General features: G+C 57.7%; 25 protein-coding genes. 15 read left to right on the plus strand and 10 right to left on the minus strand.

Features of this window, described 5'->3' with window-relative positions:
• Positions 1 to 79 precede the first annotated feature (79 nt).
• Positions 80 to 793, plus strand: coding sequence for an SDR family oxidoreductase (locus tag LB462_RS23450; protein WP_224512997.1), 714 nt, complete (start codon positions 80 to 82; stop codon positions 791 to 793).
• Here LB462_RS23450 and LB462_RS23455 read toward each other — a convergent pair.
• Positions 790 to 1,485, minus strand: a complete 696-nt coding sequence (locus tag LB462_RS23455) for an ArsR/SmtB family transcription factor (protein WP_224512998.1) — start codon at positions 1,483 to 1,485, stop codon at positions 790 to 792. The two genes, LB462_RS23450 and LB462_RS23455, sit on opposite strands and share 4 nt — an antisense overlap.
• A gap of 130 nt (positions 1,486 to 1,615) precedes the next feature.
• On the opposite strand from LB462_RS23455, the gene LB462_RS23460 reads away from it, so the two are divergent.
• Together LB462_RS23460 and LB462_RS23465 are read left to right on the plus strand one after the other, a co-directional pair.
• The gene (locus tag LB462_RS23460) at positions 1,616 to 1,945 is read left to right on the plus strand and encodes an NIPSNAP family protein (RefSeq protein ID WP_112528429.1); all 330 of its coding nucleotides are present in this window, start codon (positions 1,616 to 1,618) and stop codon (positions 1,943 to 1,945) included.
• Entirely contained in the window at positions 1,942 to 2,289 is a 348-nt protein-coding gene (locus LB462_RS23465) for an antibiotic biosynthesis monooxygenase family protein (protein WP_224513000.1), read from the plus strand. The genes LB462_RS23460 and LB462_RS23465 overlap by 4 nt, the downstream gene beginning before the upstream one ends.
• Here the strand turns inward: LB462_RS23465 and LB462_RS23470 are convergent.
• Both LB462_RS23470 and mbfA read right to left on the minus strand, forming a co-directional pair.
• The gene (locus LB462_RS23470) at positions 2,280 to 2,420 is read right to left on the minus strand and encodes a hypothetical protein (protein WP_210001723.1); all 141 of its coding nucleotides are present in this window, start codon (positions 2,418 to 2,420) and stop codon (positions 2,280 to 2,282) included. The genes LB462_RS23465 and LB462_RS23470 overlap by 10 nt on opposite strands.
• Before the next feature lie 246 nt (positions 2,421 to 2,666).
• Positions 2,667 to 3,650, minus strand: coding sequence for an iron exporter MbfA (gene mbfA, locus LB462_RS23475; protein WP_114428837.1), 984 nt, complete (start codon positions 3,648 to 3,650; stop codon positions 2,667 to 2,669).
• A gap of 148 nt (positions 3,651 to 3,798) precedes the next feature.
• On the opposite strand from mbfA, the gene LB462_RS23480 reads away from it, so the two are divergent.
• From LB462_RS23480 to LB462_RS23495, 4 genes are all read left to right on the plus strand, one after another.
• Positions 3,799 to 4,419 (plus strand): LysE family translocator, encoded by a 621-nt coding sequence (locus LB462_RS23480; RefSeq protein ID WP_224513002.1) that lies wholly within the window; start codon positions 3,799 to 3,801, stop codon positions 4,417 to 4,419.
• 141 nt (positions 4,420 to 4,560) lie between these two features.
• Positions 4,561 to 5,532, plus strand: coding sequence for a cysteine synthase A (gene cysK, locus LB462_RS23485; RefSeq protein ID WP_112528437.1), 972 nt, complete (start codon positions 4,561 to 4,563; stop codon positions 5,530 to 5,532).
• Positions 5,533 to 5,613: 81 nt separating this feature from the next.
• Positions 5,614 to 5,856, plus strand: coding sequence for a hypothetical protein (locus tag LB462_RS23490; RefSeq protein ID WP_224513004.1), 243 nt, complete (start codon positions 5,614 to 5,616; stop codon positions 5,854 to 5,856).
• Positions 5,853 to 6,263 carry a PIN domain-containing protein gene (locus tag LB462_RS23495; RefSeq protein WP_112528441.1) on the plus strand — a complete coding sequence of 137 codons (411 nt, stop codon included), beginning with the start codon at positions 5,853 to 5,855 and terminating at the stop codon, positions 6,261 to 6,263. The genes LB462_RS23490 and LB462_RS23495 overlap by 4 nt, the downstream gene beginning before the upstream one ends.
• 10 nt (positions 6,264 to 6,273) lie before the next feature.
• On the opposite strand, the gene cckA is transcribed toward LB462_RS23495, so the two are convergent.
• Positions 6,274 to 8,868: a cell cycle histidine kinase CckA gene (gene cckA / locus LB462_RS23500; protein WP_112528443.1), complete on the minus strand. Its 2,595-nt coding sequence runs from the start codon at positions 8,866 to 8,868 to the stop codon at positions 6,274 to 6,276.
• A gap of 339 nt (positions 8,869 to 9,207) precedes the next feature.
• Between cckA and LB462_RS23505 the strand changes: the two genes are divergently transcribed.
• The gene (locus LB462_RS23505) at positions 9,208 to 10,257 is read left to right on the plus strand and encodes a flagellar biosynthetic protein FliO (protein ID WP_224513006.1); all 1,050 of its coding nucleotides are present in this window, start codon (positions 9,208 to 9,210) and stop codon (positions 10,255 to 10,257) included.
• A 67-nt stretch (positions 10,258 to 10,324) separates the two neighbouring features.
• Here the strand turns inward: LB462_RS23505 and dksA are convergent, their stop codons facing one another.
• Positions 10,325 to 10,741 carry an RNA polymerase-binding protein DksA gene (gene dksA / locus LB462_RS23510; protein ID WP_091877580.1) on the minus strand — a complete coding sequence of 139 codons (417 nt, stop codon included), beginning with the start codon at positions 10,739 to 10,741 and terminating at the stop codon, positions 10,325 to 10,327.
• Between the two features lie 381 nt (positions 10,742 to 11,122).
• On the opposite strand from dksA, the gene LB462_RS23515 reads away from it, so the two are divergent.
• The 6 genes from LB462_RS23515 to LB462_RS23540 all read left to right on the plus strand — a co-directional run bounded on the left by LB462_RS23515 (position 11,123) and on the right by LB462_RS23540 (position 15,521).
• A complete protein-coding gene (locus tag LB462_RS23515) occupies positions 11,123 to 11,638 on the plus strand; it encodes a SixA phosphatase family protein (RefSeq protein ID WP_224513008.1) in 516 nt (171 codons plus the stop codon).
• Positions 11,639 to 11,694: 56 nt separating this feature from the next.
• Positions 11,695 to 13,197, plus strand: a complete 1,503-nt coding sequence (locus tag LB462_RS23520; protein WP_370637276.1) for a YcjX family GTP-binding protein — start codon at positions 11,695 to 11,697, stop codon at positions 13,195 to 13,197.
• Positions 13,194 to 14,276, plus strand: a complete 1,083-nt coding sequence (locus LB462_RS23525; RefSeq protein WP_224513021.1) for a YcjF family protein — start codon at positions 13,194 to 13,196, stop codon at positions 14,274 to 14,276. Before LB462_RS23520 ends, LB462_RS23525 begins: the two co-directional genes overlap by 4 nt.
• A 49-nt stretch (positions 14,277 to 14,325) precedes the next feature.
• The gene (locus LB462_RS23530) at positions 14,326 to 14,544 is read left to right on the plus strand and encodes an AbrB/MazE/SpoVT family DNA-binding domain-containing protein (RefSeq protein WP_224513022.1); all 219 of its coding nucleotides are present in this window, start codon (positions 14,326 to 14,328) and stop codon (positions 14,542 to 14,544) included.
• Positions 14,531 to 14,878, plus strand: coding sequence for a type II toxin-antitoxin system PemK/MazF family toxin (locus tag LB462_RS23535; RefSeq protein ID WP_224513024.1), 348 nt, complete (start codon positions 14,531 to 14,533; stop codon positions 14,876 to 14,878). The genes LB462_RS23530 and LB462_RS23535 overlap by 14 nt, the downstream gene beginning before the upstream one ends.
• Before the next feature lie 106 nt (positions 14,879 to 14,984).
• Entirely contained in the window at positions 14,985 to 15,521 is a 537-nt protein-coding gene (locus tag LB462_RS23540) for a hypothetical protein (RefSeq protein ID WP_224513025.1), read from the plus strand.
• 37 nt (positions 15,522 to 15,558) lie between these two features.
• Here LB462_RS23540 and folK read toward each other — a convergent pair whose 3' ends face one another.
• Positions 15,559 to 16,071, minus strand: coding sequence for a 2-amino-4-hydroxy-6-hydroxymethyldihydropteridine diphosphokinase (gene folK, locus LB462_RS23545; protein WP_224513036.1), 513 nt, complete (start codon positions 16,069 to 16,071; stop codon positions 15,559 to 15,561).
• Complete coding sequence (gene folP / locus LB462_RS23550) at positions 16,068 to 16,907, minus strand: dihydropteroate synthase (RefSeq protein ID WP_224513038.1); 840 nt, start codon at positions 16,905 to 16,907, stop codon at positions 16,068 to 16,070. Before folP ends, folK begins: the two co-directional genes overlap by 4 nt.
• A gap of 128 nt (positions 16,908 to 17,035) precedes the next feature.
• Here folP and LB462_RS23555 point away from each other — a divergent pair, with 128 nt between their 5' ends.
• Entirely contained in the window at positions 17,036 to 17,653 is a 618-nt protein-coding gene (locus LB462_RS23555) for a DUF922 domain-containing Zn-dependent protease (RefSeq protein WP_224513048.1), read from the plus strand.
• A gap of 6 nt (positions 17,654 to 17,659) precedes the next feature.
• On the opposite strand, the gene LB462_RS23560 is transcribed toward LB462_RS23555, so the two are convergent.
• The 3 genes from LB462_RS23560 to LB462_RS23570 all read right to left on the minus strand — a co-directional run bounded on the left by LB462_RS23560 (position 17,660) and on the right by LB462_RS23570 (position 19,673).
• Positions 17,660 to 18,685: an NAD(P)/FAD-dependent oxidoreductase gene (locus tag LB462_RS23560; protein ID WP_224513049.1), complete on the minus strand. Its 1,026-nt coding sequence runs from the start codon at positions 18,683 to 18,685 to the stop codon at positions 17,660 to 17,662.
• A gap of 188 nt (positions 18,686 to 18,873) precedes the next feature.
• On the minus strand, positions 18,874 to 19,194 hold the full coding sequence (locus LB462_RS23565) for a 2Fe-2S iron-sulfur cluster-binding protein (protein WP_114428820.1): 321 nt from the start codon (positions 19,192 to 19,194) through the stop codon (positions 18,874 to 18,876).
• An 83-nt stretch (positions 19,195 to 19,277) separates the two neighbouring features.
• Positions 19,278 to 19,673 carry a winged helix-turn-helix transcriptional regulator gene (locus tag LB462_RS23570; protein WP_224513050.1) on the minus strand — a complete coding sequence of 132 codons (396 nt, stop codon included), beginning with the start codon at positions 19,671 to 19,673 and terminating at the stop codon, positions 19,278 to 19,280.
• Between the last annotated feature and the right edge of the window lie 45 nt (positions 19,674 to 19,718).

Consider the following 19,718-nt stretch of genomic DNA (forward strand, 5'->3'; position numbering starts at 1 on the left):
CCGTCACCTGAATTCATTTGCGCTGGAGCTTCCTATCAAACATGCTTCGCGCCATTCAAAATCTTGAAAGGCGAGCATCATGACCGACACTTCACAAGCACCAGTTGCAATCATCACCGGTGGAGGACGCGGCATGGGTGCTGCCATCGCCCGCGAATTGCACGAGCGCGGTTATCGTCTCGGACTGATGTCGCCGTCGGGCAGCGCGGTCGAACTTGCCGCCGAGCTTGGCGGTGTAGGGATCAAGGGTTCGGCTGGCGAGGCAAACGATCTGGAGGCGCTGGTTGAAAAGACCGTCGAGGCCTATGGCCGCGTGGATGCTGTTGTCAATCATACCGGCCATCCGCCGAAGGGCGATCTCCTCGATATCACGGATGAAAAATGGGCGATCGGCAATGACCTGATGGTGTTGAGCGTGGTCCGCATGGCACGGCTGGTGACGCCCTATATGCTCAAGCAGGGCAAGGGCGCATGGGTGAATATCACGACGTTCGCCTCCTTCGAGCCAAGCCTGGTTTTCCCGGTCTCCTGCGCCTATCGCGCCGCCGTCGGCGCCTATACCAAGCTCTATTCTGACCGCTATGGCGCCGACAATATCCGTATGAATGCACTTCTGCCGGGGTACATCGACAGTCTCGACCACAAGCCCGGAACCGAAGACAAGGTGCCCATGAAGCGGCTTGGGACGATGGCGGAAATTGCCAAGACCACCGCCTTCCTGCTGTCAGACGATGCTGGCTATATCACCGGCCAGAACATACGGATCGATGGCGGCGTCACGCGGCATGTTTAGGAAAGGCTGACACCGAATGTCTCGCGTAGATGTCTCTGGCCATTCGGCGTCACCGACACCGCGCGGGTTCCTTCCAGCCGCCTGATCCAGCCATTGTTGAAGCAGTGGCTGCACAGCGCTGCGCCGATTGCACCGGCAAGATGCGGGCGGCGCTCGCTCCAGTCGAGGCACGGCCGGCACAGGATGCGGCCGCGCTTGGCGGTCAACGCTTCCACATCGATGCCGGCGCGGGCAAATAGCGCAAGCCCGCTATCCGTCACTTCGCCCGCATCGAGGCCGAGATCGAGATGGCCGGCATTGATCAGCGCATCGGTGATTGAAACGCCGAGATGCCCGGCGAGATGATCGTAGCAGGTGCGCCCTGCCCTGAGCGCCGCATCACGTGGCCCGGTGCGCAACGGCTTGGCGGTGACTTCCGGCGCGGCGAGCCGCATGATGCTTTCGATCATCTGGGCCACGGCAGGCGAAGCCAGCCGGTGATAGCGATGCCGGCCCTGCTTTTCCACCGCGAGAAGCCCGGCCTCGGTCATGCGCGTGAGATGGCTGCTGGCGGTCTGCGCGGTGATCCCGGCAAGTTGCGCGAGTTCCGATGCGGTCAGCGCGCGGCCGTCCATGAGCCCGTTGAGCATACTCGCACGACCGGGATCACCTGCAAGCGCGGCTATTTCGGCAAATCTCGCATTGTTCGACATGGTCGTTTCCGTGTTTGTTGGCTGATCAAGACTGATCCAGCACAGTCGATGATGCTTCGAAAACGATCGAAGTATCAAGCGCCCATTGGCGGCTATATCGATGGTCAGCGCCAACGAAGGAGTGACCGAGATGACCATCACCTGTTTCATCAAATATGAAATCGATCCCTATCAGAAGGACGCTTTCGAGGAATATGCGCGCAATTGGAACGAGGCGATACCGCGTTGCGGCGCAGATCTCATCGGCTATTATGCGCCGCATGAGGGCTCCGCGACGCTGGCCTACGGCGTTTACAACATCGAGAACCTGGCGGCGTATGAAGCCTATCGCGCGCGGCTTATGGCCGATCCGCTGGGCCGGGCCAACTACGAATTTTCCAGGGATAAGCGCTTTATCCGGCGTGAGGACCGTACATTCCTGCGCCTTGTGACAGGAACGAATGGAGGAATGCTCAAGTGATTGCGGTGATTTTCGAGGTGGAGCCGGCGGAAGGCCGCGGCAAGGATTATTTCGACAGGGCAGCGGACCTGAAGCCGCTGCTGGAGACGATGGACGGCTTTATTTCAGTTGAGCGGTTTCGCAGCCTTGCCAACGAAAACCGCTATCTCTCCCTGTCGTTCTGGCGCGATGAAGCGTCAGTGGCGGCTTGGCGCCAGACCGAGGAACATCGCCTGGCTCAACGTGACGGCCGCGCCGGGATCTTTGCCGACTACAGGCTGCGGATTGCGTCCGTTATACGTGATTATGGGTTGCGTGCCCGTGATGAAGCTCCGCCTGATGCGCGAGTGTACCATCACGCCTGAACCTGGTGGTTGCGCTGGGCACAGGCCGGTCCGGGGCCACGCATGTAGTGGCGCTCGGGCCGGTAACTCGGAGCAATGAATTCTCGCACGACGCGTAGCGTATCGCGTAGCTGGATAATCATGGTCATCATTTTGGTCTCTTGTTTTTGGCATACCGGACGAGGCCGATAGCGATCAATTAGCTAAAATTTAATGCATAAAGATGAACGCCTCCTGAACGGCGTTGGTTAAAATCAAATGAATTCATAGAAAATTAGCCTTAACCAATTGGGCAAAAAGATCTTTTCGCAACAGGAAAAGGGCGAAAATTCGCCCTTTTCCTTCAATAAGGCGTCCGAAATGTTGGTGAATCGCGTGGATTTTTATAAGAAATCGAATCACGCGTTACCGATCAATATGCCTGTCGCCAGCACAAGCCCGCCGCCGAGAACAACCTGGATCGCGGCGCGGAAGAATGGCGTCTCCATGAAGCGGTGCTGGATATAGGCGATGGCCCAGAGTTCGATGAAAACGACAATCGCGGCGATTGTCGTAGCTGTCCAAAAGTCCGAGATGAGATAGGGCAGCGCGTGGCCAAGGCCACCGATCGCCGTCATCAGGCCATTGGCGAGCCCGCGCTTCAAGGGTGAGCCACGCCCGGACAGTTTTCCGTCGTCATGCGCAGCTTCCGTGAAGCCCATGGAAATACCGGCACCAAGGGAAGCAGACAGGCCGACAAGAAACGTCTGCCACGTGTCCTGTGTGGCGAAGGCGGCAGCAAAAATCGGCGCAAGGGTCGAGACCGAACCATCCATCAGGCCGGCAAGACCCGGCTGGATATAGGTCAGGATCAGCTGTCGCCGTTCGGTCTGTTTCTCTACCTCCTGCACGTCGTCAGGCGTGTGCTGAACACCGAGCCGGTGGGCGAGTGACTCATGCGCCTTCTCGGCAATGGCGAGGTCGCCCAGGAGCTTGCGTGTAGAGGCATCCCGTACAAGTTTCAGCGCCTCGGTGTAAAAGCGGTAGGCCTGCTCCTCCATCTTTTCGGCCATTTCCCGGACCTTCTCTATGCCGAGCGGGCGAACCAGCCAGTCGGGCTTGCGCTCGAGATAGCCGCGCACATGCTCTCTGCGGATGAGTGGTATCTGGTTGCCGAAACGCTCCTGGTGCAGATCAATCAACGCCTGGCGATGGCGATTTTCCTCTTCTGCCATTTCATCGAAAACCTTGGCGCTTTGTGGAAAATCCTCGCGCAGCCCATCCGCATAGGCGAGATAGATTCGTGCGTCGTCCTCTTCCGACGAAATAGCCAGAGCCAGCAATTGCTGTTCGGAAAGGGATTCCAGGGCGTGGCGGCGATGACCAAAAAAACGGCTGAGCATGGCGTAATCCTAAATTAGAATAATTCTAAACTATAGATTCAAAGCCCTGTGTTCAAGGTGTAATCGGGTTCTTTTCCTAGTCCATGGACAGAAGCCCGGCCCCGGAGTATCTTCCGCCTCCGCCAACCTCCGCTGACAGAGAACGATCATGACGCTTGCCGGTTTTGTTGCCTATTCTGGTGCCCTTGCCATCGCCGCCGCTATCCCCGGACCGGGGGTGACCGCCCTCGTTGCGCGGGCGCTGGGCTCGGGATTTCGCTCGTCGCTGTTCATGTCGCTCGGGTTGATCATGGGCGACCTCACCTATCTCACCGCGGTGGTGCTTGGCCTCGCCATGGTGGCGCAGACATTCGGCACGGTCTTCCTGGTGATTAAGTGGGCGGGCGTTGCCTACCTTGCCTACCTTGCCTGGGGTTTCTGGACATCGGGCATATCGGCGGAAAAAATCGAAGCCAAGAAAAGTCGCGGCGGTGCTGTCTCCAGCATTGTGGCCGGCTTGACGGTGACGCTTGGCAATCCGAAGACCATGCTTTTCTATATCGCCCTGACACCGACTCTCGTCGACCTGCATACGATCACCCTGGCCGATTATTCGATCCTCGCTGCGCTGACCGTTTTGGTTCTGCTTGTGGTGCTGGTGCCCTATCTCGCACTGGCAGCGAAGGCGCGAGGCCTGCTCGCCTCGCCCCGGGCACTGAAGCGGCTGAACCGCACGGCGGCAGCCTTTATGGCGGGCGCCGCGCTCGCCATTGCGGGGCGCTCCTCCTGAGCTGGAATGCTATTACAGCTGTAGCCGAATATTAGTATTTTCTTCTAAGCGGCACGGTGTTTACGCATAGGCCCAACTAGGAATTTTCAGGCAAGGCCCATAAGATCGCCTCACGACCCCAAACAGGATCAGGAGATATTCATGAGCAATGACAGCGCGCGAAAGCCAGGCCGTGGCCGCATCTACAATTCTATTGTCGATACGATAGGCGATACGCCGCTCGTCCGGCTCGACAAACTGGCCAAGGAAAAAGGTGTGGGCGCCAATCTTCTGGCCAAGCTCGAATTCTTCAATCCTATTGCCAGCGTCAAGGACCGTATCGGCGTCGCGCTGATAGAAGCGCTCGAAGCGCAGGGGAAGGCGAAACCGGGCAAGACGACACTCGTCGAGCCTACCTCCGGCAATACCGGGATCGCGCTCGCCTTCGCAGCCGCCGCCAAAGGTTACCGGTTGATCCTCACCATGCCCGAAACCATGTCGGTCGAACGCCGCAAGATGCTTAAACTGCTCGGCGCGGAGCTGGTGCTGACCGAAGGCGCAAAGGGCATGAAGGGCGCCATTGCCAAGGCCAACGAGCTGGTCGAGACCATTGGAGACGCGGTCATCCCCGGCCAGTTCGACAACCCCGCCAATCCTGAAATCCACCGCCGGACCACCGCCGAGGAAATCTGGAACGATACTGACGGCACGGTCGACATCCTGGTTGCCGGCATCGGCACCGGCGGCACGATTACCGGGGTTGGCCAGGTGTTGAAGCAGCGCAAGCCGAGTGTGCAGGTTATCGCGGTGGAGCCCAAGGATTCGCCCATACTTTCCGGCGGCAATCCCGGCCCGCACAAAATCCAGGGCATAGGCGCAGGCTTTGCGCCCGCCGTGCTCGATACGCACATATATGACGAGGTCGTGCAGGTCTCGAACGAGGATTCCTTCGCCAATGCGCGTCTCGTGGCGCGACTTGAAGGCGTGCCTGTGGGGATTTCATCGGGTGCAGCGCTGACAGCGGCAATAGAGGTTGGCAGCCGCCCGGAAAACAAGGGCAAAAACCTTGTTGTGATCATCCCTTCCTTCGCCGAGCGGTATTTGTCCACCGCGCTGTTCGAAGGCCTGGAATAGTAGCTCGCCACTGAGGAGTGGGTCCCGCTCGGCTTTTTGGTAAGTGTTGGATTCACCGCAAAACTGTGATACTGTGTAACTATGAAAAATATCACAGTTTCCGTGGATGACGATATCTACCGCCGTGCCCGCATGAAAGCAGCGGAGCAGGACACATCCGTCTCCGCGCTCGTTCGTCAATTCCTGTCGGATATTGCGACGATCGAAACCGAGGCGGAGCGGCTGCGCCGGGAGGAGGCTGTATTGCGAGCATCAGTCAAGCTGTTTCGGGCCGGGGATCGCCTCTCCCGCGACAAGCTTCATGACCGTGGCCTTGGAGAGTGACAGCTTTTCTCGATACCAATATCCTGCTTTATTCCATCAGCACCGCCGCCGACGAAGTGAGCAAGCGCATGAGGGCTATTGCGCTCACGGATCGGGATGATTGCGTTGTCTCGGTGCAGGTACTGCAAGAATTTTATGTCCAGGCCACGCGCGCATCACGCACCGATCCCCTTCCACACGAATTGGCTGCCGGGCTGATCAAGACGTGGCTGCGGTTCCGTGTTCAGGAGAATACCGTACCAATCTTGCAAGGTGCGCTTGAGATAAAGCGAGCTTACGGCTTTTCCTATTGGGACAGCGCAATCATTTCGGCCGCGCGTGAGGCTGGATGCAGCGAGCTCTTTTCTGAAGACCTGTCGCATGGCCAGATCGTTGAAGGTGTCAGAATCGTTGATCCATTTCGATGACTTTGAAACCTCAATTCTCCAGCGTTTCCTTGACAGCAGTCGCCAGCTGCTTCAGTGAAAACGGCTTCGGCAGGAAACCGAATTTGGCGTCTTCCGGCAGGTTTCGAGCAAAAGCGTCTTCCGCGTAGCCCGAAACGAAAATGAATTTGATATCGCCGTAATCCTTGCGCAATTCGCGCAGCAGCGTCGGACCATCCATTTCGGGCATCACCACATCGGAAACGATGATGTCCACTTTGCCGCCGAGTTCTTTCATCACCTCAAGCGCCTCGACGCCGCTGGATGCCTCATGCACCGTGTAGCCACGCGATTGCAGCGCGCGAACCCCGCCCATACGGACGGCATCCTCGTCTTCCACCAGGAGAACGGTTGCGGAACCGGAGAGATCGGTGGCCTTTTCCGTCTTCTTCTCCTTTTTCGGCATTTCGGTCACGACGGCTTCGCCATCGGCGTTCAGGACCTGCGGCTGCTTTTCCTCGACAAAACGCGGCAGGAAAATGCGGAATGTCGTCCCCTTGCCAAGCTCGGACTCGGCATGAATCGAGCCGCCCGTCTGCTTGATGATACCATAAACCATGGACAGGCCGAGGCCAGTCCCCTTGCCGACTTCCTTCGTCGTGAAGAACGGTTCGAAAATCTTCTCGATCACTTCCTGCGTCATGCCGGTACCGCTGTCCTCTACCTCGACCAGCACATAATCGCCTGGAACGAGGTCGCGATAAGTGAGTTCTGCGCTTTCCGCTTCGGTCACGTTGCGGGTACGGAGCGTCAGGTTGCCACCTTCGGGCATAGCGTCCCGGGCATTGACCGTGAGATTGACCACCACCTGCTCGAACTGGCCGAGGTCCGCGCGCACCGGCCACAGATCGCGCCCATGCTCGATCTTGAGATTGACCTGCGTCCCGGCAAGACGCGTCAGCAGCATGCGGACATCAGCGATCACATCGGTGAGGTTGAGCACTTCCGGCCGCAAGGTCTGGCGACGAGAGAACGCGAGGAGCTGCCGTACCAGTGAAGCGGCGCGATTGGCATTCTGCTTGATGTTCATGATGTCGGCAAAGGACGGATCCGATGCGCGATGATTGGTCAACAGCAGATCGGAAGACATGATAATTGCGGTCAGCACGTTGTTGAAATCATGTGCGATACCCCCTGCAAGCTGTCCTACAGCCTGCATTTTCTGGCTTTGCGCCATCGTGGCTTCGAGCGCCTTCTGCTCAGTGGTTTCAACCACTGAAACAATGGCGGCTTCCTCGGCACCATCCTCGGAACCGGCGTCGAACACCGGACTGACGTAGAAGCGCAGATGGCGGTCCTCATTACCCGGAATAACGGTATCGACAGGAGAGATTTCCGCCTTGCCGGCAAAAGCCGCTGCCAGCGCCCGGTCGAAGGCCTCGCGGTCGCGTTCATGCACGACGGTTTCAAGCGGAATGCGCCGGTCGATGTCATCACGATCGACAACCGGGGCGAAAAGCCCCAGGAACCGCGCATTGGTGCGCAGGATCTTGCCGGTCGCATCGACGGCTGCGATAGCCATGGACGCCGAATTGAAGAAGCGCGTGAATCGCACTTCTGCCGCGCGCAACGCGGCTGAATTGTCTTCGCCTTCGGCGCGGTTGAGAACGATGGTGCGGGTTGGGCCGCGCCTGCCATCGCGCTGCGCCTGAACGCGATGATAGAAGCGCACGGCAAGGCTCTGGCCATTGGATTTGGCAAGGTCGAGATCGATGACCGTGTTGCGGCTGGTGCCAGGCTCGGTCTTGACCGCATTGATCAGCGCCATACCATTGCCAGCGACGATATCGCGAACCATCATCGAGCCGGGGGTAAACCGCGTGAGGTCAACGCCGAGCCACTCCGCCAGCGTTGCGTTGATATAAATGATGCGGCCGTCCGGATCGGCTGAGAAGAAGCCTGCCGGAGCGTGGTCGAGATGATCGATGGCCTCCTGAATATCCTGGAAATAACGCTCCTGTTCGGCACGCTCAGCCGAAATATCGGCGATCTGCCACGCATAAACCGGCGTCGTCTGGTCTGGAATGCCCGCGACAGGCCGAGCCTTGACCCGGTACCACGTCGGCACAGGCTCACGCGATGGATCGAGCGGCCGGGACAGGCGCAGCTCCTCCTGTCCGGAAACGCCGTCGCGCACGGCATTGGCGAGCCGATAAATCGGATCCGACGCTGCGGCCTCACTGGAGAGAATGTGCTCGATCGCCCGCACATCGTTGGAATTGGTGACGCCGGTCAGCTCGGCATAGGCCCTGTTGGCGTAAACGATGCGGCCCTTTTGATCGCAGACGACTGTGCCTTCCGGAAACGTATCAACAAACGCGCGCGTGAGTTCATCACTGGTGCCCCGCGGCGTGAACTGAATGACATTGATCGCCGAGCCGAACAGATAGAACACGCCGGTCATGGCTAGCGTACCGAGAAGGCCAAGCAGGAACTGCTGCCCGAGTTGATCGCGATAGATGAAATAAAGGACTGAAACGCCGATCAGCAGCACGCCGAGAAGGACCAGGCGCAAGCCGGCCTTGTTGGATTTCGTGTTCGCGATGATAGGCTCTGGATAAAGATCGCTGTTCGTTTCTTGAGACATACGTCTGCTATTCGTTTCTTGAGACATACGTCTCAGGCCCCTTTTCTTCATCACCGGCGCAATTGCATCAAGCCGATGTTTATTCTCGAATCGTTTGGATCATATCTTTGACCCCGTATAAACCCCATCCTTTATATGACCGCGATTATTCCACGGTTTCGCACGAATTCCGATCTAGAACATCCAATATCGCGCGTAGACAATCCGTACTACATAGGCTGAAACTGCGTTAGGGTTGCGGCTAACAATGGCACGCACTAGTGTCGCATAAAGTAATGCTTCGAAGCCCATGTCGGGGAACAAGTTTTGGGCCCGAAGAACGCACAAGGAGAGTTTATCATGAACGCTTGGCTTGCCACTATTGTTGGCGAAAGCGCTGCCCCCATCGTGGGATTTATTCTTCTGTTCATTCTGGTCATCGCCCTGCTTCTACTGGTATTCGCCATATTGCGGCGGGTGACGGGTGGAACATTCGTTGCCGGCGGGCGCAACCGGCAGGTCCGCCTCTCGGTTACTGACGCGGCAGCTGTCGACAATCGCAGGCGACTGGTACTCGTGCGCCGCGACGACGTCGAACATCTTATCCTGATCGGTGGCCCCAGCGACCTGGTGATCGAGCAAAACATTCGCCAGTTCGCGCGGCAGGGGCGGGTTGAACCGCCAGCGTCCGGACCGACGCCCGAGCCCGAACCGAGAATTCCTGAACCGAAGCCGGAGCCGAAAGTCGCGGAAGCGCCACCTCGCGCACAGCCCCGCATCGCATCTCCAGCCCCTCCAGTTCACACGCCTCCCCCACCTGTTCAGACAGCGCCAGCGCCGCAGATACCGCTGCGTCCGGCACCGCCGCAGCAGTCGGAGCCGCCAAGGCGGGCGCCCGAACCACCGAGACAGGCCGAACAGCCTGCCCCCTTGCCACCCACGCCGCCCATGCAACCCGTTCCACCGGCAGCGAAGGCTCCGGAAGTAGCATCCGCTGCTGCGAACGAGCCACCGGCTGTCAGTGCACCGGCGCGCGACAATGGCTGGCAGCGAACCGCTTCGCCATCCTTTGGAACCGTGCCTCGCGCCGAGCCGAAGATAGACACGCCAGAACCTGCCAGAGAGGTAGCTGCATCGGAAACCAGAACGACGACTGCCGCTGCCTTCCCCTTCGCCGTGCGCAACGAACCGGCGGCGGCCGTCAAGGAACCGACATTCGACGCGTCCGTGGAAACGGAAGAATCCGAAATAACCTTGGGCGACATGGATTTCAGCGACGCATTCGAGACCGATCTCGGAAGCGAACTCAACATCGCGCCTGGCAAAGAAGCAAAGCCTGAAAAACAGGACAGCATCGAGGACGAGATGGAACGGCTGCTAGGAGATCTATCCCGACCTGAGAAGCGTTGAGACCCACAATGGACAGAAACAAAAGGCCCGGAAAAACCGGGCCTTTTTTATTGATGGGGATTGCAGCTCAGTCGTCGCGGTAGACTTTCTCGCGCCGTTCGTGACGTTCCTGAGCTTCGATTGACAAGGTTGCGATAGGACGCGCGTCAAGACGCTTCAAGCTGATCGGATCGCCGGTTTCCTCGCAAAAACCGTAGGTCCCATCGTCGATGCGTTGTAAGGCGGCGTCGATCTTGGAGATCAGCTTGCGCTGGCGGTCACGGGCCCGAAGCTCGATTGCACGGTCCGTTTCAGATGATGCACGGTCTGCGATATCCGGCAGATTGGCATTTTCCTGCTGCAGGATCTCAAGCGTTTCACGCGCCTCCCGCAGAATATCATTTTTCCAGTTGATCAGTTTTTCACGAAAGTAGGATTTCTGCCGATCACTCATGAAGGGCTCGTCATCCGTGGGCTTGTAGTCAAGATCGATCAGTTTATTCATCTTTGAATCACCCTGCACCTGTAAGACGCGAGGAGGCCTATATAGGTCGTGTCAGATTGGCGCACAACTACAAAAAGACATGTAAATCAAAGAAAGAAATCATGATTTTTTGCCCAAATTATCGGCAAAAATGGCAGGATTCATCGATTCTCTAACCAAAAATACGAAGAAACGAGGGCAAATTTCGGCATTTTATAGCTCCAAGGCTCTACTACCGGTTGTAGCCTGCCTTGCAAAAATGCATGCCGCCCAGAAATTCGACAGGCCTGTTTTGCACAATTATTTGATAATTGTCACATTTGCCGCACAGATTTTATCCAAAGTTTGCGTCTTTCGGGGAACCATGGCACCTGTTGAACAGTATCATCAGGGAGTTGCAGGATGAGCCAGGTTTATTTGCTGCGGCATGCAAAAGCAGTCTGGCCATCCCCCGGCCAGAAAGACTTCGACCGGACGCTCGATACGGACGGCATCGAAGCCGCCAAGGTCCTAGGGGAGGAACTCAGGCGCTCCGGAATGAAACCGGAGATCGTTTTGTGTTCGCCCGCGATCAGGGCGCGGCAAACCCTAGAATACGTTGATATTCAATCTCCTTTCATCCTCGAGGAATCCGAAAAGCTCTATTCGGCTGGTCCTGACGCTTATCTCATGGCGATCCGCATGGCCGGGCTCGAACACGAAGCAGCCAACTCCGTGATGCTGGTCGGTCACAACCCGATGATGGAGGAACTGGCCACCGCCCTCGCCGGCCGTGGCAAACCTCCCACCCATCCCACCTTCGTATCCGGGTTTCCGACCGCCGCCTTGGCTGTCATCCAGTTCGATAGCCCGCTTGCAGAAATCCGCCCGGGAACCGGGACATTGCAGGCTTTCTTTTCTCCCTCAACACATTTGTAAGATCATCATTTTCTTGCCTTTGACACGCCAGACACCCAAATGGGCTGAGCCAAGGGATGAGATCAAGATTGCGACGCGGCCATAGGACGGGTGAATTGGGCACACTGACGACACTTACCGACGAAGCGAAGATCGCGCTCGATACGCTGGCCGACCGTACCAGCGGGCTCATGTCGCCATCGCTGAGGCTCGGTGTCACCGGCCTTTCTCGTGCCGGCAAGACGGTCTTTATCACCGCGCTGGTGCATAATCTGATCCATGGCGGCCGCCTCTCATTGTTTGAGGCACAGAAATCCGGACGCATCGCCCGCGCCTATCTCGAAGAGCAGCCCGACGACGCAGTCCCGCGCTTTCAATATGAGGAGCATCTGAAGGCGCTGATCGACGAGCGCATCTGGCCCGACTCGACGCGGGCAATCTCCGAACTGCGTCTGACGATCGAATATGAATCCGCGTCGATGTGGAACCGCATGTTCTCCGGCGGCAAGCTTTCGGTCGATATCGTCGACTATCCCGGTGAATGGCTGCTGGATCTCCCGCTGCTTGGTAAAACCTATGCGGAGTTTTCCAGGGATTCGTTTGAGCTCGCCCAGCTCGAAAGCCACCGCGATCTTGCAGCGGACTGGTTCAAGGTGTCGAACGATGCCGAGGCGGATGCGAACGCAGACGAAATGACGGCGCAGCGCCTGGCAAAGAGCTTTACAGAATATCTGAAAGCTGGAAAGGCCGACGAACGGGCGTTATCGACGCTACCGCCCGGCCGTTTCCTGATGCCCGGAGACCTTGACGGTTCGCCGGCGCTTACCTTCGCTCCACTGCCAAAACTTGATGCCAGCAAGCCGCGGCCCGGCTCGTTGGCGGCAATGATGGAGCGGCGTTACGAAGCCTACAAAACCCATGTAGTAAAGCCCTTCTTCCGCGAACACATTGCCCGGCTCGACCGGCAGATTGTCCTTGTCGATGCCATGCAGGCAATGAATGCCGGGCCATCGGCTGTGGCTGATCTGGAGCGCGCGCTGACGGAAATCCTTTCCTGCTTTCGCCCCGGCAGCACCAATTTCCTGACAGGCCTCGTGCAGCGGCGCATCAGCCGCATTCTCGTTGCCGCGACCAAGGCCGATCATTTACACCACGAGAGCCACGACCGGCTGCAGGCCATCGTCCGGCGATTGGTCGACCGTGCCGTCAGCCGCGCCGATTTTTCTGGTGCAAGCGTCGACGTGCTGGCGATGGCAGCCGTACGCACCACCCGCGAGGCGACGGTAACGCAGGGCAAGGAAACGCTCCCGGTCATTATCGGAACGCCGCTGAAAGGCGAGACCATCAACGGCGAGACGTTCGATGGCAAAACCGAAACCGCCATATTTCCCGGTGACTTGCCAGCAAAAGCGGACTCAATCTTTGAACATCCGGAGAGGGTTTCTGAAGACCCGGCAATTCGTTTCGTTCGCTTCCGCCCGCCCCGGCTGGAAAAGACCGCGGAAGGCCTCACCCTGTCGCTGCCGCATATAAGGCTCGATCGCGCGCTACAATTCCTCATAGGAGATCGCCTCGCATGACGGATAACAACGCCCGCAGACCCGCTTCCTTTCGGCTCGACCAGCCAGAACAAACCGCTGATCCGCAGAGGGCGCGCGCTCCGCAACAGCGCAAGCCGACCGCGATCAAGGATGTCGCGGTGATCACACCGGCAGCCGTCGACGTCTTCGACCTCGATCCGGAGACTGCGAACGAACTCGATGCGCTCACCCCGCCGCCTGCACTCGCACAGAAAAAGCGCTTTTCTTTCGCCTCCCTACTGTCAGGAGCGCTCGGAGTGCTCGTATCGCTGGCGCTGGGCCTGTGGGCCGACAATCTCATTCGTACCCTGTTCGAGCGTGCGCCATCGCTGGGCTGGGTTGCGCTTGGCGTCAGTGTCGTTGCAGCCTTCGCGCTGATTGCCATTGTCCTGCGCGAAGGGCTGGCCTTACGTCGCCTCGCATCGGTGCAGCACTTGCGCGACGAAGCGGCCAAGGCTGCGGCGGATAATGATGCTCGAGCGGCGAAAGCAGCTGTCGGCAAACTTGTCTCCATTGCCGAAACCCTCCCCGCTACGGCGAAGGGCCGTGCACTTTTGCACGATCTGCGCGATGACGTGATCGACGGCCGCGACCTCATCCGGCTCACTGAAACCGAACTGCTCCGTCCCCTCGACCGGCAGGCGCGGGAGATGATCCTTGCCGCCTCAAAACGCGTCTCGATTGTCACCGCAGTCAGTCCGCGAGCGCTGGTCGACATCGGTTATGTGGTTTTTGAGTCTGCGCGTCTGATCCGGCGGCTCTCGGAGCTCTACGGAGGCAGACCAGGCACTCTTGGCTTCCTCAAGCTCACACGCAACGTCATTGCGCATCTCGCCGTCACCGGCACGGTTGCGATGGGCGACAGCATCATCCAGCAGCTGGTTGGCCACGGTCTGGCAGCACGGCTTTCCGCGCGGCTCGGCGAAGGCGTCATCAATGGATTGATGACAGCGCGCATCGGCATCTCTGCCATGGACCTTGTACGGCCCTTCCCGTTCAATGCGGAAAGGCGCCCGAGTATCGGCGATTTCATTGGCGATCTGGCGCGTATTGGTGGCGGGAAGAAGGGTGGAAATTGACAAATCATTCCTTACATTGTAAGGAATGTCCATTCTCATTGGGTGAAACATGATAACGAGCAAATTAACCAGCAAAGCGCAGACGACGATACCCCAGCCGGTGAGAGCTGCCCTGCATCTCGTCGAAGGTGACCATATCGAATACAAGATTGAGGGCGAAAAGGTCATCCTGGTCAAGCACGTAGCAGAAACATCGGGCGACAATCCCTTTGCAACTTTTGAGGAATGGAATTCCGAGGCGGACCGGAGAGCTTATGGCGATCTTTAGGGCGGGCCACGTCGTAAAGGTTCCATTTCCCTATACCGATAAAAATACACGGCAACACCGACCCGCTCTGGTTGTTTCGCGTGGAGAAATTGGCAAGGATGATGCCTTGTTATGGGTTGTTATGATAACAAGCGCCGAAAACCGCAAGTGGCCAGGAGATCAGACAATTCAATTGCTTGAGGCTACCGGACTGCCCATTGTATCGCTGATAAGACCCACGAAGATCGCAACCATAGAAAAACGCGATGCGGAAATTATTGGCGAGATATCAAACGAACTGCTGACGTTGGTTATGCGGGAGATATGCAAGAATATCACTCCACCCTCCCCTTGAAGGTTCCTTTTCATTCCAATAAGCACTGAATGGCAACCATCCATTAACCATTCCAAACGATGATCGCCTAAGTGCCCATTCCAATGATTTGTGTTGAGTCTTGTCGATGAAAAGAAGCGCAGCAGCCGCTACCCTGTCCCTGTTTGCCTGCGCGTTTCTGGCGTTGCCGGCGCAAGCCAAGGACAAGGACGCCGAATTCTTCCAGACCGTGGAAGGTCAATGGGTCGGTCCCGGCGAGATCGTTGCCGGCAAATACAAGGGCACCAAATTCGTCTGCACGCTCGATGGAACCACGCCTGCGGAAAAAGCCGGCATGACGCTGGACGGCAGCTGCCGCGTCGGCATTTTCAACCAGCCGATGAAGGCAACGATCGTTCGCGCTGGCAATAGCTATAAGGGCAGCTTTCTCGATGGTTCAGCCGGCAAGGGTCTTGACATCACCGGCGGTAATGTCTCCGGCAACCGCGTGGTGCTCGCCATCAGCCGCAAACAATTAAATGGCGCCATGCTGGCCAAGTTCAACGATGACAACACGATGAACGTCACGATTTCTGTGCGGCTCGAAGAGGCGCTGATCCCGGTTGTAGGTATAACGCTGAAACGCGTTGATGCAAGGGCTGTTGGCAGCATCGCCAAGAACTAACAATCTTTGACAGCCTGACCGGAAGGCGCAAAATCGTTCATTTCCACCAGTCCAAATCATCGCGGGCAGTTTCGACGCCGGTTCTGTCGCAAAGCGCAGCCCATTGCGCGACAGTCTTGCCGCTGATCACCAGATTTGGCGCGATATCGGCGAGCGGTACCATCACGAAGGCGCGCTCGGTCATGCGCGGGTGCGGCAAGATGAGCGTCGGACTTTCGAATTCCTCCAGACCTTCATAGGCCAGCACATCGATATCGATGATCCGTGGTCCCCAGCGTTCGAGCCGCTGGCGTTTCAAGCGCAATTCCACATCGAGGCAAGCTGCGAGTAACGCCTCCGGATCAAGCGAAGTCTCGACTTCGGCGCAGGCATTGTGAAACCATGCCTGATCGGTCTTGCCCCAGGGCGGTGTCCTGTAGACCGGCGAGACGCCGAGAACACGCGTTTCACTGCGCTCGTTCAACGCACGCAATGCCTTGGCCATCGAAACCACCGGATCGCCGATATTGCCGCCAAGCCCGAGCCACGCCTTGTGCTTCAAGGCGGTCATTGCCTCGATCTGCGCGATTGCAATACCGCATCCGCCAGCGCCAGCGCGCTTTGGCTCATCGCGACATTGTGCACCCGGAAAATATCTGCACCGGCAATTCGCAATATCGCTGAAGAAGCGGCCGTGGCGATATCCCATTCCTGTTGCTCACCGCCCGAAGTGGCACGCAGGAAACGCTTGCGCGAGGTACCGACAAGAAATGGATAGCCGAACGCCTCGAGTTCCACAAAGCGATCCATCAGCGCAATGTTTTCCGCCGTGTCCTTGGCAAAGCCGAAACCTGGATCGAGTACGATCTGGTCACGCGAAACGCCGGCTACCTTGGCAATTTCCAGCGAACGGTTGAGAAAGGCGAACTGGTCGACGATGACATCGGGGTCGCGTTCCCGCTCGCGGCCCGTATGCATGATGACAAGCCCTGCCCCGGTTTCCACCGCGAGATCGGCAATGGCAGGCTCGCGCTGCACACCCCAGACATCGTTGACGATATGAGCGCCGGCAGCGACGGCAAGGCGGGCGGTTTCTTCACGATAGGTATCGACGGAGATGATGATATCCGTTTCTTTTACCAGCGCTTCGATCACGGGCAAAATGCGCGATTGCTCGACGACCGGTTCGACGCGTGTAGCGCCGGGCCGGGTCGATTCGCCGCCCACATCGATGATCGATGCGCCCTCGGCGATCATCTCCCGCGCGCCCTCCAGAGCCTGATCCAGAGAATAATGCACACCGCCGTCGGAAAAGGAGTCCGGTGTGACATTGAGAACGCCCATGATCAGTGCGCGGTCACCCAACGTCAGAGACCGGCCATGTGCCAGTTTCCATTCTCTTTGCATCGGCGCGCTCCCATCATGCTTCACATATCATTGTTTTTGAACAGAACGCATGCAACGTCAATTCATCCGCAATGTTTTTGACGATAGTGTCAGGATCGGGCAGACTTGGCTGAAAAGGAAAGTACCAGATGCATATTTTTGCCAGAGCTGTGTCCCTCGGTATGGCACTGTTGATGACCGTAGCCGCCGCCAACGCGGCAACAGTCCTGCGCAAATATGAATATTTCGCGCTGAATGGCCGCACGGCTGCCGATCTCGATCGCGAATTGTACCGCCGGGGTCCCATTTTGCTAAAGACGGGCCAGCGTCATCCCGGCATGACGAAGATGCGCTTCACTAACAGGATAAAATACGGTTCCGATGGCAAGAACTGCCGTGTTGTTGACGCCAACGTCGTCGTTCATGCCCAGGTCTTCCTGCCCCGCTGGATACAGCGCCGTACGGCGAAACCGGACCTTGCCCTGATCTGGGATACGCTGTCGGCCGACATAAAACGGCACGAGGAGAGTCATATCGTCATCGCGCGCACAGCTGCAGGCGATATGGAGCGGGCGATCAAGGCACTGCCATGGCGCAGCGATTGCACCGCCATGAAGGCTGACATCGATGCGCTGACTACAAAATTGATGCGCAAGCATGATCTTGCGCAAATCCAGTTCGACCGCGTCGAAGCCGTCAACTTTGACAGTCGCTTTGAACGGCTTCTTGTTTTCAGGCTCCAGCGCGAATTCGCAAAAAGCCCTTGATCGGCGTCAGTTAACGCCCAGCTTCTTTTGCAGGCTGGTCGATGATGTTGTGTACTGGAACACGATACGCTCGCCTGGACTGACGATGTGCTTGGCGGCCTGCGTCATCAACGCCGCTTCATGGAAGCCTGACAGGATGAGCTTTAGCTTGCCGGGGTAGGTATTGATGTCACCGATAGCGAAAATGCCGGGCTCCGACGTCTCGAATGTTTCGACACTGACCGGAATGAGATTTTCGTGCAGGTTAAGCCCCCAATCAGCTATTGGCCCGAGCTTCATCGTCAGGCCGAAGAACGGCAGCAGACGCGTGACCGGAATATCGGTCTCGCCCTCGGTACCCTTGATCGTTGCATGGGTAAGCTGGCCATCCTCGCCCTTGAGTCCGGAAACCTGACCAAGCTCGAAACGCACGCTGCCGCTCTCGACCAGTTCGAACATCTTCTTGACACTATCGGGAGCCGCACGAAATTCGGCGCGGCGATGTACGACTGTAAGACTGCGCGCGATCGGCTGCAGATTTAGCGCCCAATCGAGCGCACTGTCGCCGCCACCGACAATCAAGATGTCCTGATCGCAAAATTCTTCCATGCGGCGCACGGAATAGAAGACACTTTTGCCCTCATAGGCTTCGATGCCCGGTACCGGGGGGCGCTTCGGCTGGAACGAACCGCCGCCAGCAGCGATGACCACGACCTTGGCTTCGAACACCTCCGCCTCGTCGGTTTCGACGTGGAATGAGCCATCGGCCTGGCGCTCAAGCTTGGTGACCATGCGGTTGAAATGGAACTGCGGCGCGAACGGCTTGATCTGCTCCATGAGCTTTTCAGTAAGATCGTGCCCGCTGATGATCGGCCAAGCCGGTATGTCGTAGATCGGTTTTTCCGGATAGAGCTCGGCGCATTGGCCGCCCGGACGATCAAGAATATCGATGAGATGGCATTTGAGATCGTAAAGGCCAAGCTCGAACACGGCGAACAGACCGACAGGCCCGGCGCCAATGATCACAACATCGGTTTTGATAATCTCGCTCATCGAAAATTCCTCATGCCTGCATGCCGCGCTGATGGAAAAAGGGGTATGGCTGGCGTGTCCGGGACACGCGGGCTGCCAAGCGCGTAACGATTGCACTCGCCAAGGTCAAGAGAATGCGTTTCTCTTGATCGCCAAATTGGCTCGCCAAGGCATATTCTAATCGGTCGATGAGAAAATATCAGCAGGCTTTAAGCCTGACGTTCCGGAACTTGTACGACGAGACCATCCAGTTCGTCGGAAACACGGATCTGACAGGACAAACGCGAGTTCGGCCGTACATCATAGGCGAAATCCAGCATATCCTCTTCCATCGCTTCGGGCTCGCCGGTGGTGGAGGTCCACTCTTCATCCACATAGACATGGCACGTGGCGCAGGCGCAGGCGCCGCCGCATTCCGCATCGATGCCCGGCACCGCATTGCGGATGGCATTTTCCATCACGGTCGAACCGTTTTCCGCGTTCGTTTCAATACGCGCACCGTCATGAGTGACAAAAGTGATCTTTGCCATAAAAATTCGCCCCAAAGCAGGAAAGTTACCGCTCACATAGGGATTTTGGCGGGCAAGTCAATTGTATTCCCTGACGCAGCCCTCTACCGCTTGGCGGCTTCATGGCGCGCGGCGGTGAATGCTGGAAGGTGCTCGATAATCCAGTGCCAGAGGGGAACCGTCTGCAAAAGAAACTCATATCCGAGCGGCGTGAGTTCGTATTCCACGCGCGGCGGCACCTGCGGATAAAGTGTTCGAGTGATCAGCCCGTCCCGTTCCAGCATGCGCAAGGTCTGTGTCAAAACTTTCTGGCTGATACCGCCTACCCGCTCGAGCACGCGGGAAAACCGCAAAGGCCCGCCTGCGGCCTGCAATATCTGCAATGTGCGCAGCGGCCACTTGGCCGAGACCCGCTCAAGCATTTCGCGCGCAAATTCGTCCTGTTCGTCGGTCATGGTGGCGCAAAAGTCGATGGCTTGCTGTGAAGGTTGGACAGTCATCTCAGCTCCTTTGTTTCCAAGAGGTAAGTATAGTTCCAACGGGTT

This window comes from Phyllobacterium chamaecytisi (assembly GCF_020164455.1).
Classification (GTDB): Bacteria; Pseudomonadota; Alphaproteobacteria; order Rhizobiales; family Rhizobiaceae; genus Phyllobacterium; species Phyllobacterium chamaecytisi.

What these genes read in the sequence shown, in the direction of transcription:
- LB462_RS23560 (WP_224513049.1), bottom strand. Translation starts at nt 18,685, where the DNA reads ATGAGCGAGATTATCAAAACCGATGTTGTGATCATTGGCGCCGGGCCT.
- cysK (WP_112528437.1), top strand. Translation starts at nt 4,561, where the DNA reads ATGAGCAATGACAGCGCGCGAAAGCCAGGCCGTGGCCGCATCTACAAT.
- LB462_RS23490 (WP_224513004.1), top strand. Translation starts at nt 5,614, where the DNA reads ATGAAAAATATCACAGTTTCCGTGGATGACGATATCTACCGCCGTGCC.
- LB462_RS23480 (WP_224513002.1), top strand. Translation starts at nt 3,799, where the DNA reads ATGACGCTTGCCGGTTTTGTTGCCTATTCTGGTGCCCTTGCCATCGCC.
- LB462_RS23570 (WP_224513050.1), bottom strand. Translation starts at nt 19,673, where the DNA reads ATGACTGTCCAACCTTCACAGCAAGCCATCGACTTTTGCGCCACCATG.
- folK (WP_224513036.1), bottom strand. Translation starts at nt 16,071, where the DNA reads ATGACCGCCTTGAAGCACAAGGCGTGGCTCGGGCTTGGCGGCAATATC.
- mbfA (WP_114428837.1), bottom strand. Translation starts at nt 3,650, where the DNA reads ATGCTCAGCCGTTTTTTTGGTCATCGCCGCCACGCCCTGGAATCCCTT.
- LB462_RS23460 (WP_112528429.1), top strand. Translation starts at nt 1,616, where the DNA reads ATGACCATCACCTGTTTCATCAAATATGAAATCGATCCCTATCAGAAG.
- LB462_RS23515 (WP_224513008.1), top strand. Translation starts at nt 11,123, where the DNA reads ATGAGCCAGGTTTATTTGCTGCGGCATGCAAAAGCAGTCTGGCCATCC.
- LB462_RS23540 (WP_224513025.1), top strand. Translation starts at nt 14,985, where the DNA reads ATGAAAAGAAGCGCAGCAGCCGCTACCCTGTCCCTGTTTGCCTGCGCG.
- cckA (WP_112528443.1), bottom strand. Translation starts at nt 8,868, where the DNA reads ATGTCTCAAGAAACGAACAGCGATCTTTATCCAGAGCCTATCATCGCG.
- LB462_RS23535 (WP_224513024.1), top strand. Translation starts at nt 14,531, where the DNA reads ATGGCGATCTTTAGGGCGGGCCACGTCGTAAAGGTTCCATTTCCCTAT.
- dksA (WP_091877580.1), bottom strand. Translation starts at nt 10,741, where the DNA reads ATGAATAAACTGATCGATCTTGACTACAAGCCCACGGATGACGAGCCC.
- LB462_RS23565 (WP_114428820.1), bottom strand. Translation starts at nt 19,194, where the DNA reads ATGGCAAAGATCACTTTTGTCACTCATGACGGTGCGCGTATTGAAACG.
- LB462_RS23450 (WP_224512997.1), top strand. Translation starts at nt 80, where the DNA reads ATGACCGACACTTCACAAGCACCAGTTGCAATCATCACCGGTGGAGGA.
- LB462_RS23470 (WP_210001723.1), bottom strand. Translation starts at nt 2,420, where the DNA reads ATGATGACCATGATTATCCAGCTACGCGATACGCTACGCGTCGTGCGA.
- LB462_RS23530 (WP_224513022.1), top strand. Translation starts at nt 14,326, where the DNA reads ATGATAACGAGCAAATTAACCAGCAAAGCGCAGACGACGATACCCCAG.
- LB462_RS23455 (WP_224512998.1), bottom strand. Translation starts at nt 1,485, where the DNA reads ATGTCGAACAATGCGAGATTTGCCGAAATAGCCGCGCTTGCAGGTGAT.
- LB462_RS23520 (WP_370637276.1), top strand. Translation starts at nt 11,695, where the DNA reads ATGAGATCAAGATTGCGACGCGGCCATAGGACGGGTGAATTGGGCACA.
- LB462_RS23525 (WP_224513021.1), top strand. Translation starts at nt 13,194, where the DNA reads ATGACGGATAACAACGCCCGCAGACCCGCTTCCTTTCGGCTCGACCAG.
- LB462_RS23555 (WP_224513048.1), top strand. Translation starts at nt 17,036, where the DNA reads ATGCATATTTTTGCCAGAGCTGTGTCCCTCGGTATGGCACTGTTGATG.
- LB462_RS23505 (WP_224513006.1), top strand. Translation starts at nt 9,208, where the DNA reads ATGAACGCTTGGCTTGCCACTATTGTTGGCGAAAGCGCTGCCCCCATC.
- folP (WP_224513038.1), bottom strand. Translation starts at nt 16,907, where the DNA reads ATGCAAAGAGAATGGAAACTGGCACATGGCCGGTCTCTGACGTTGGGT.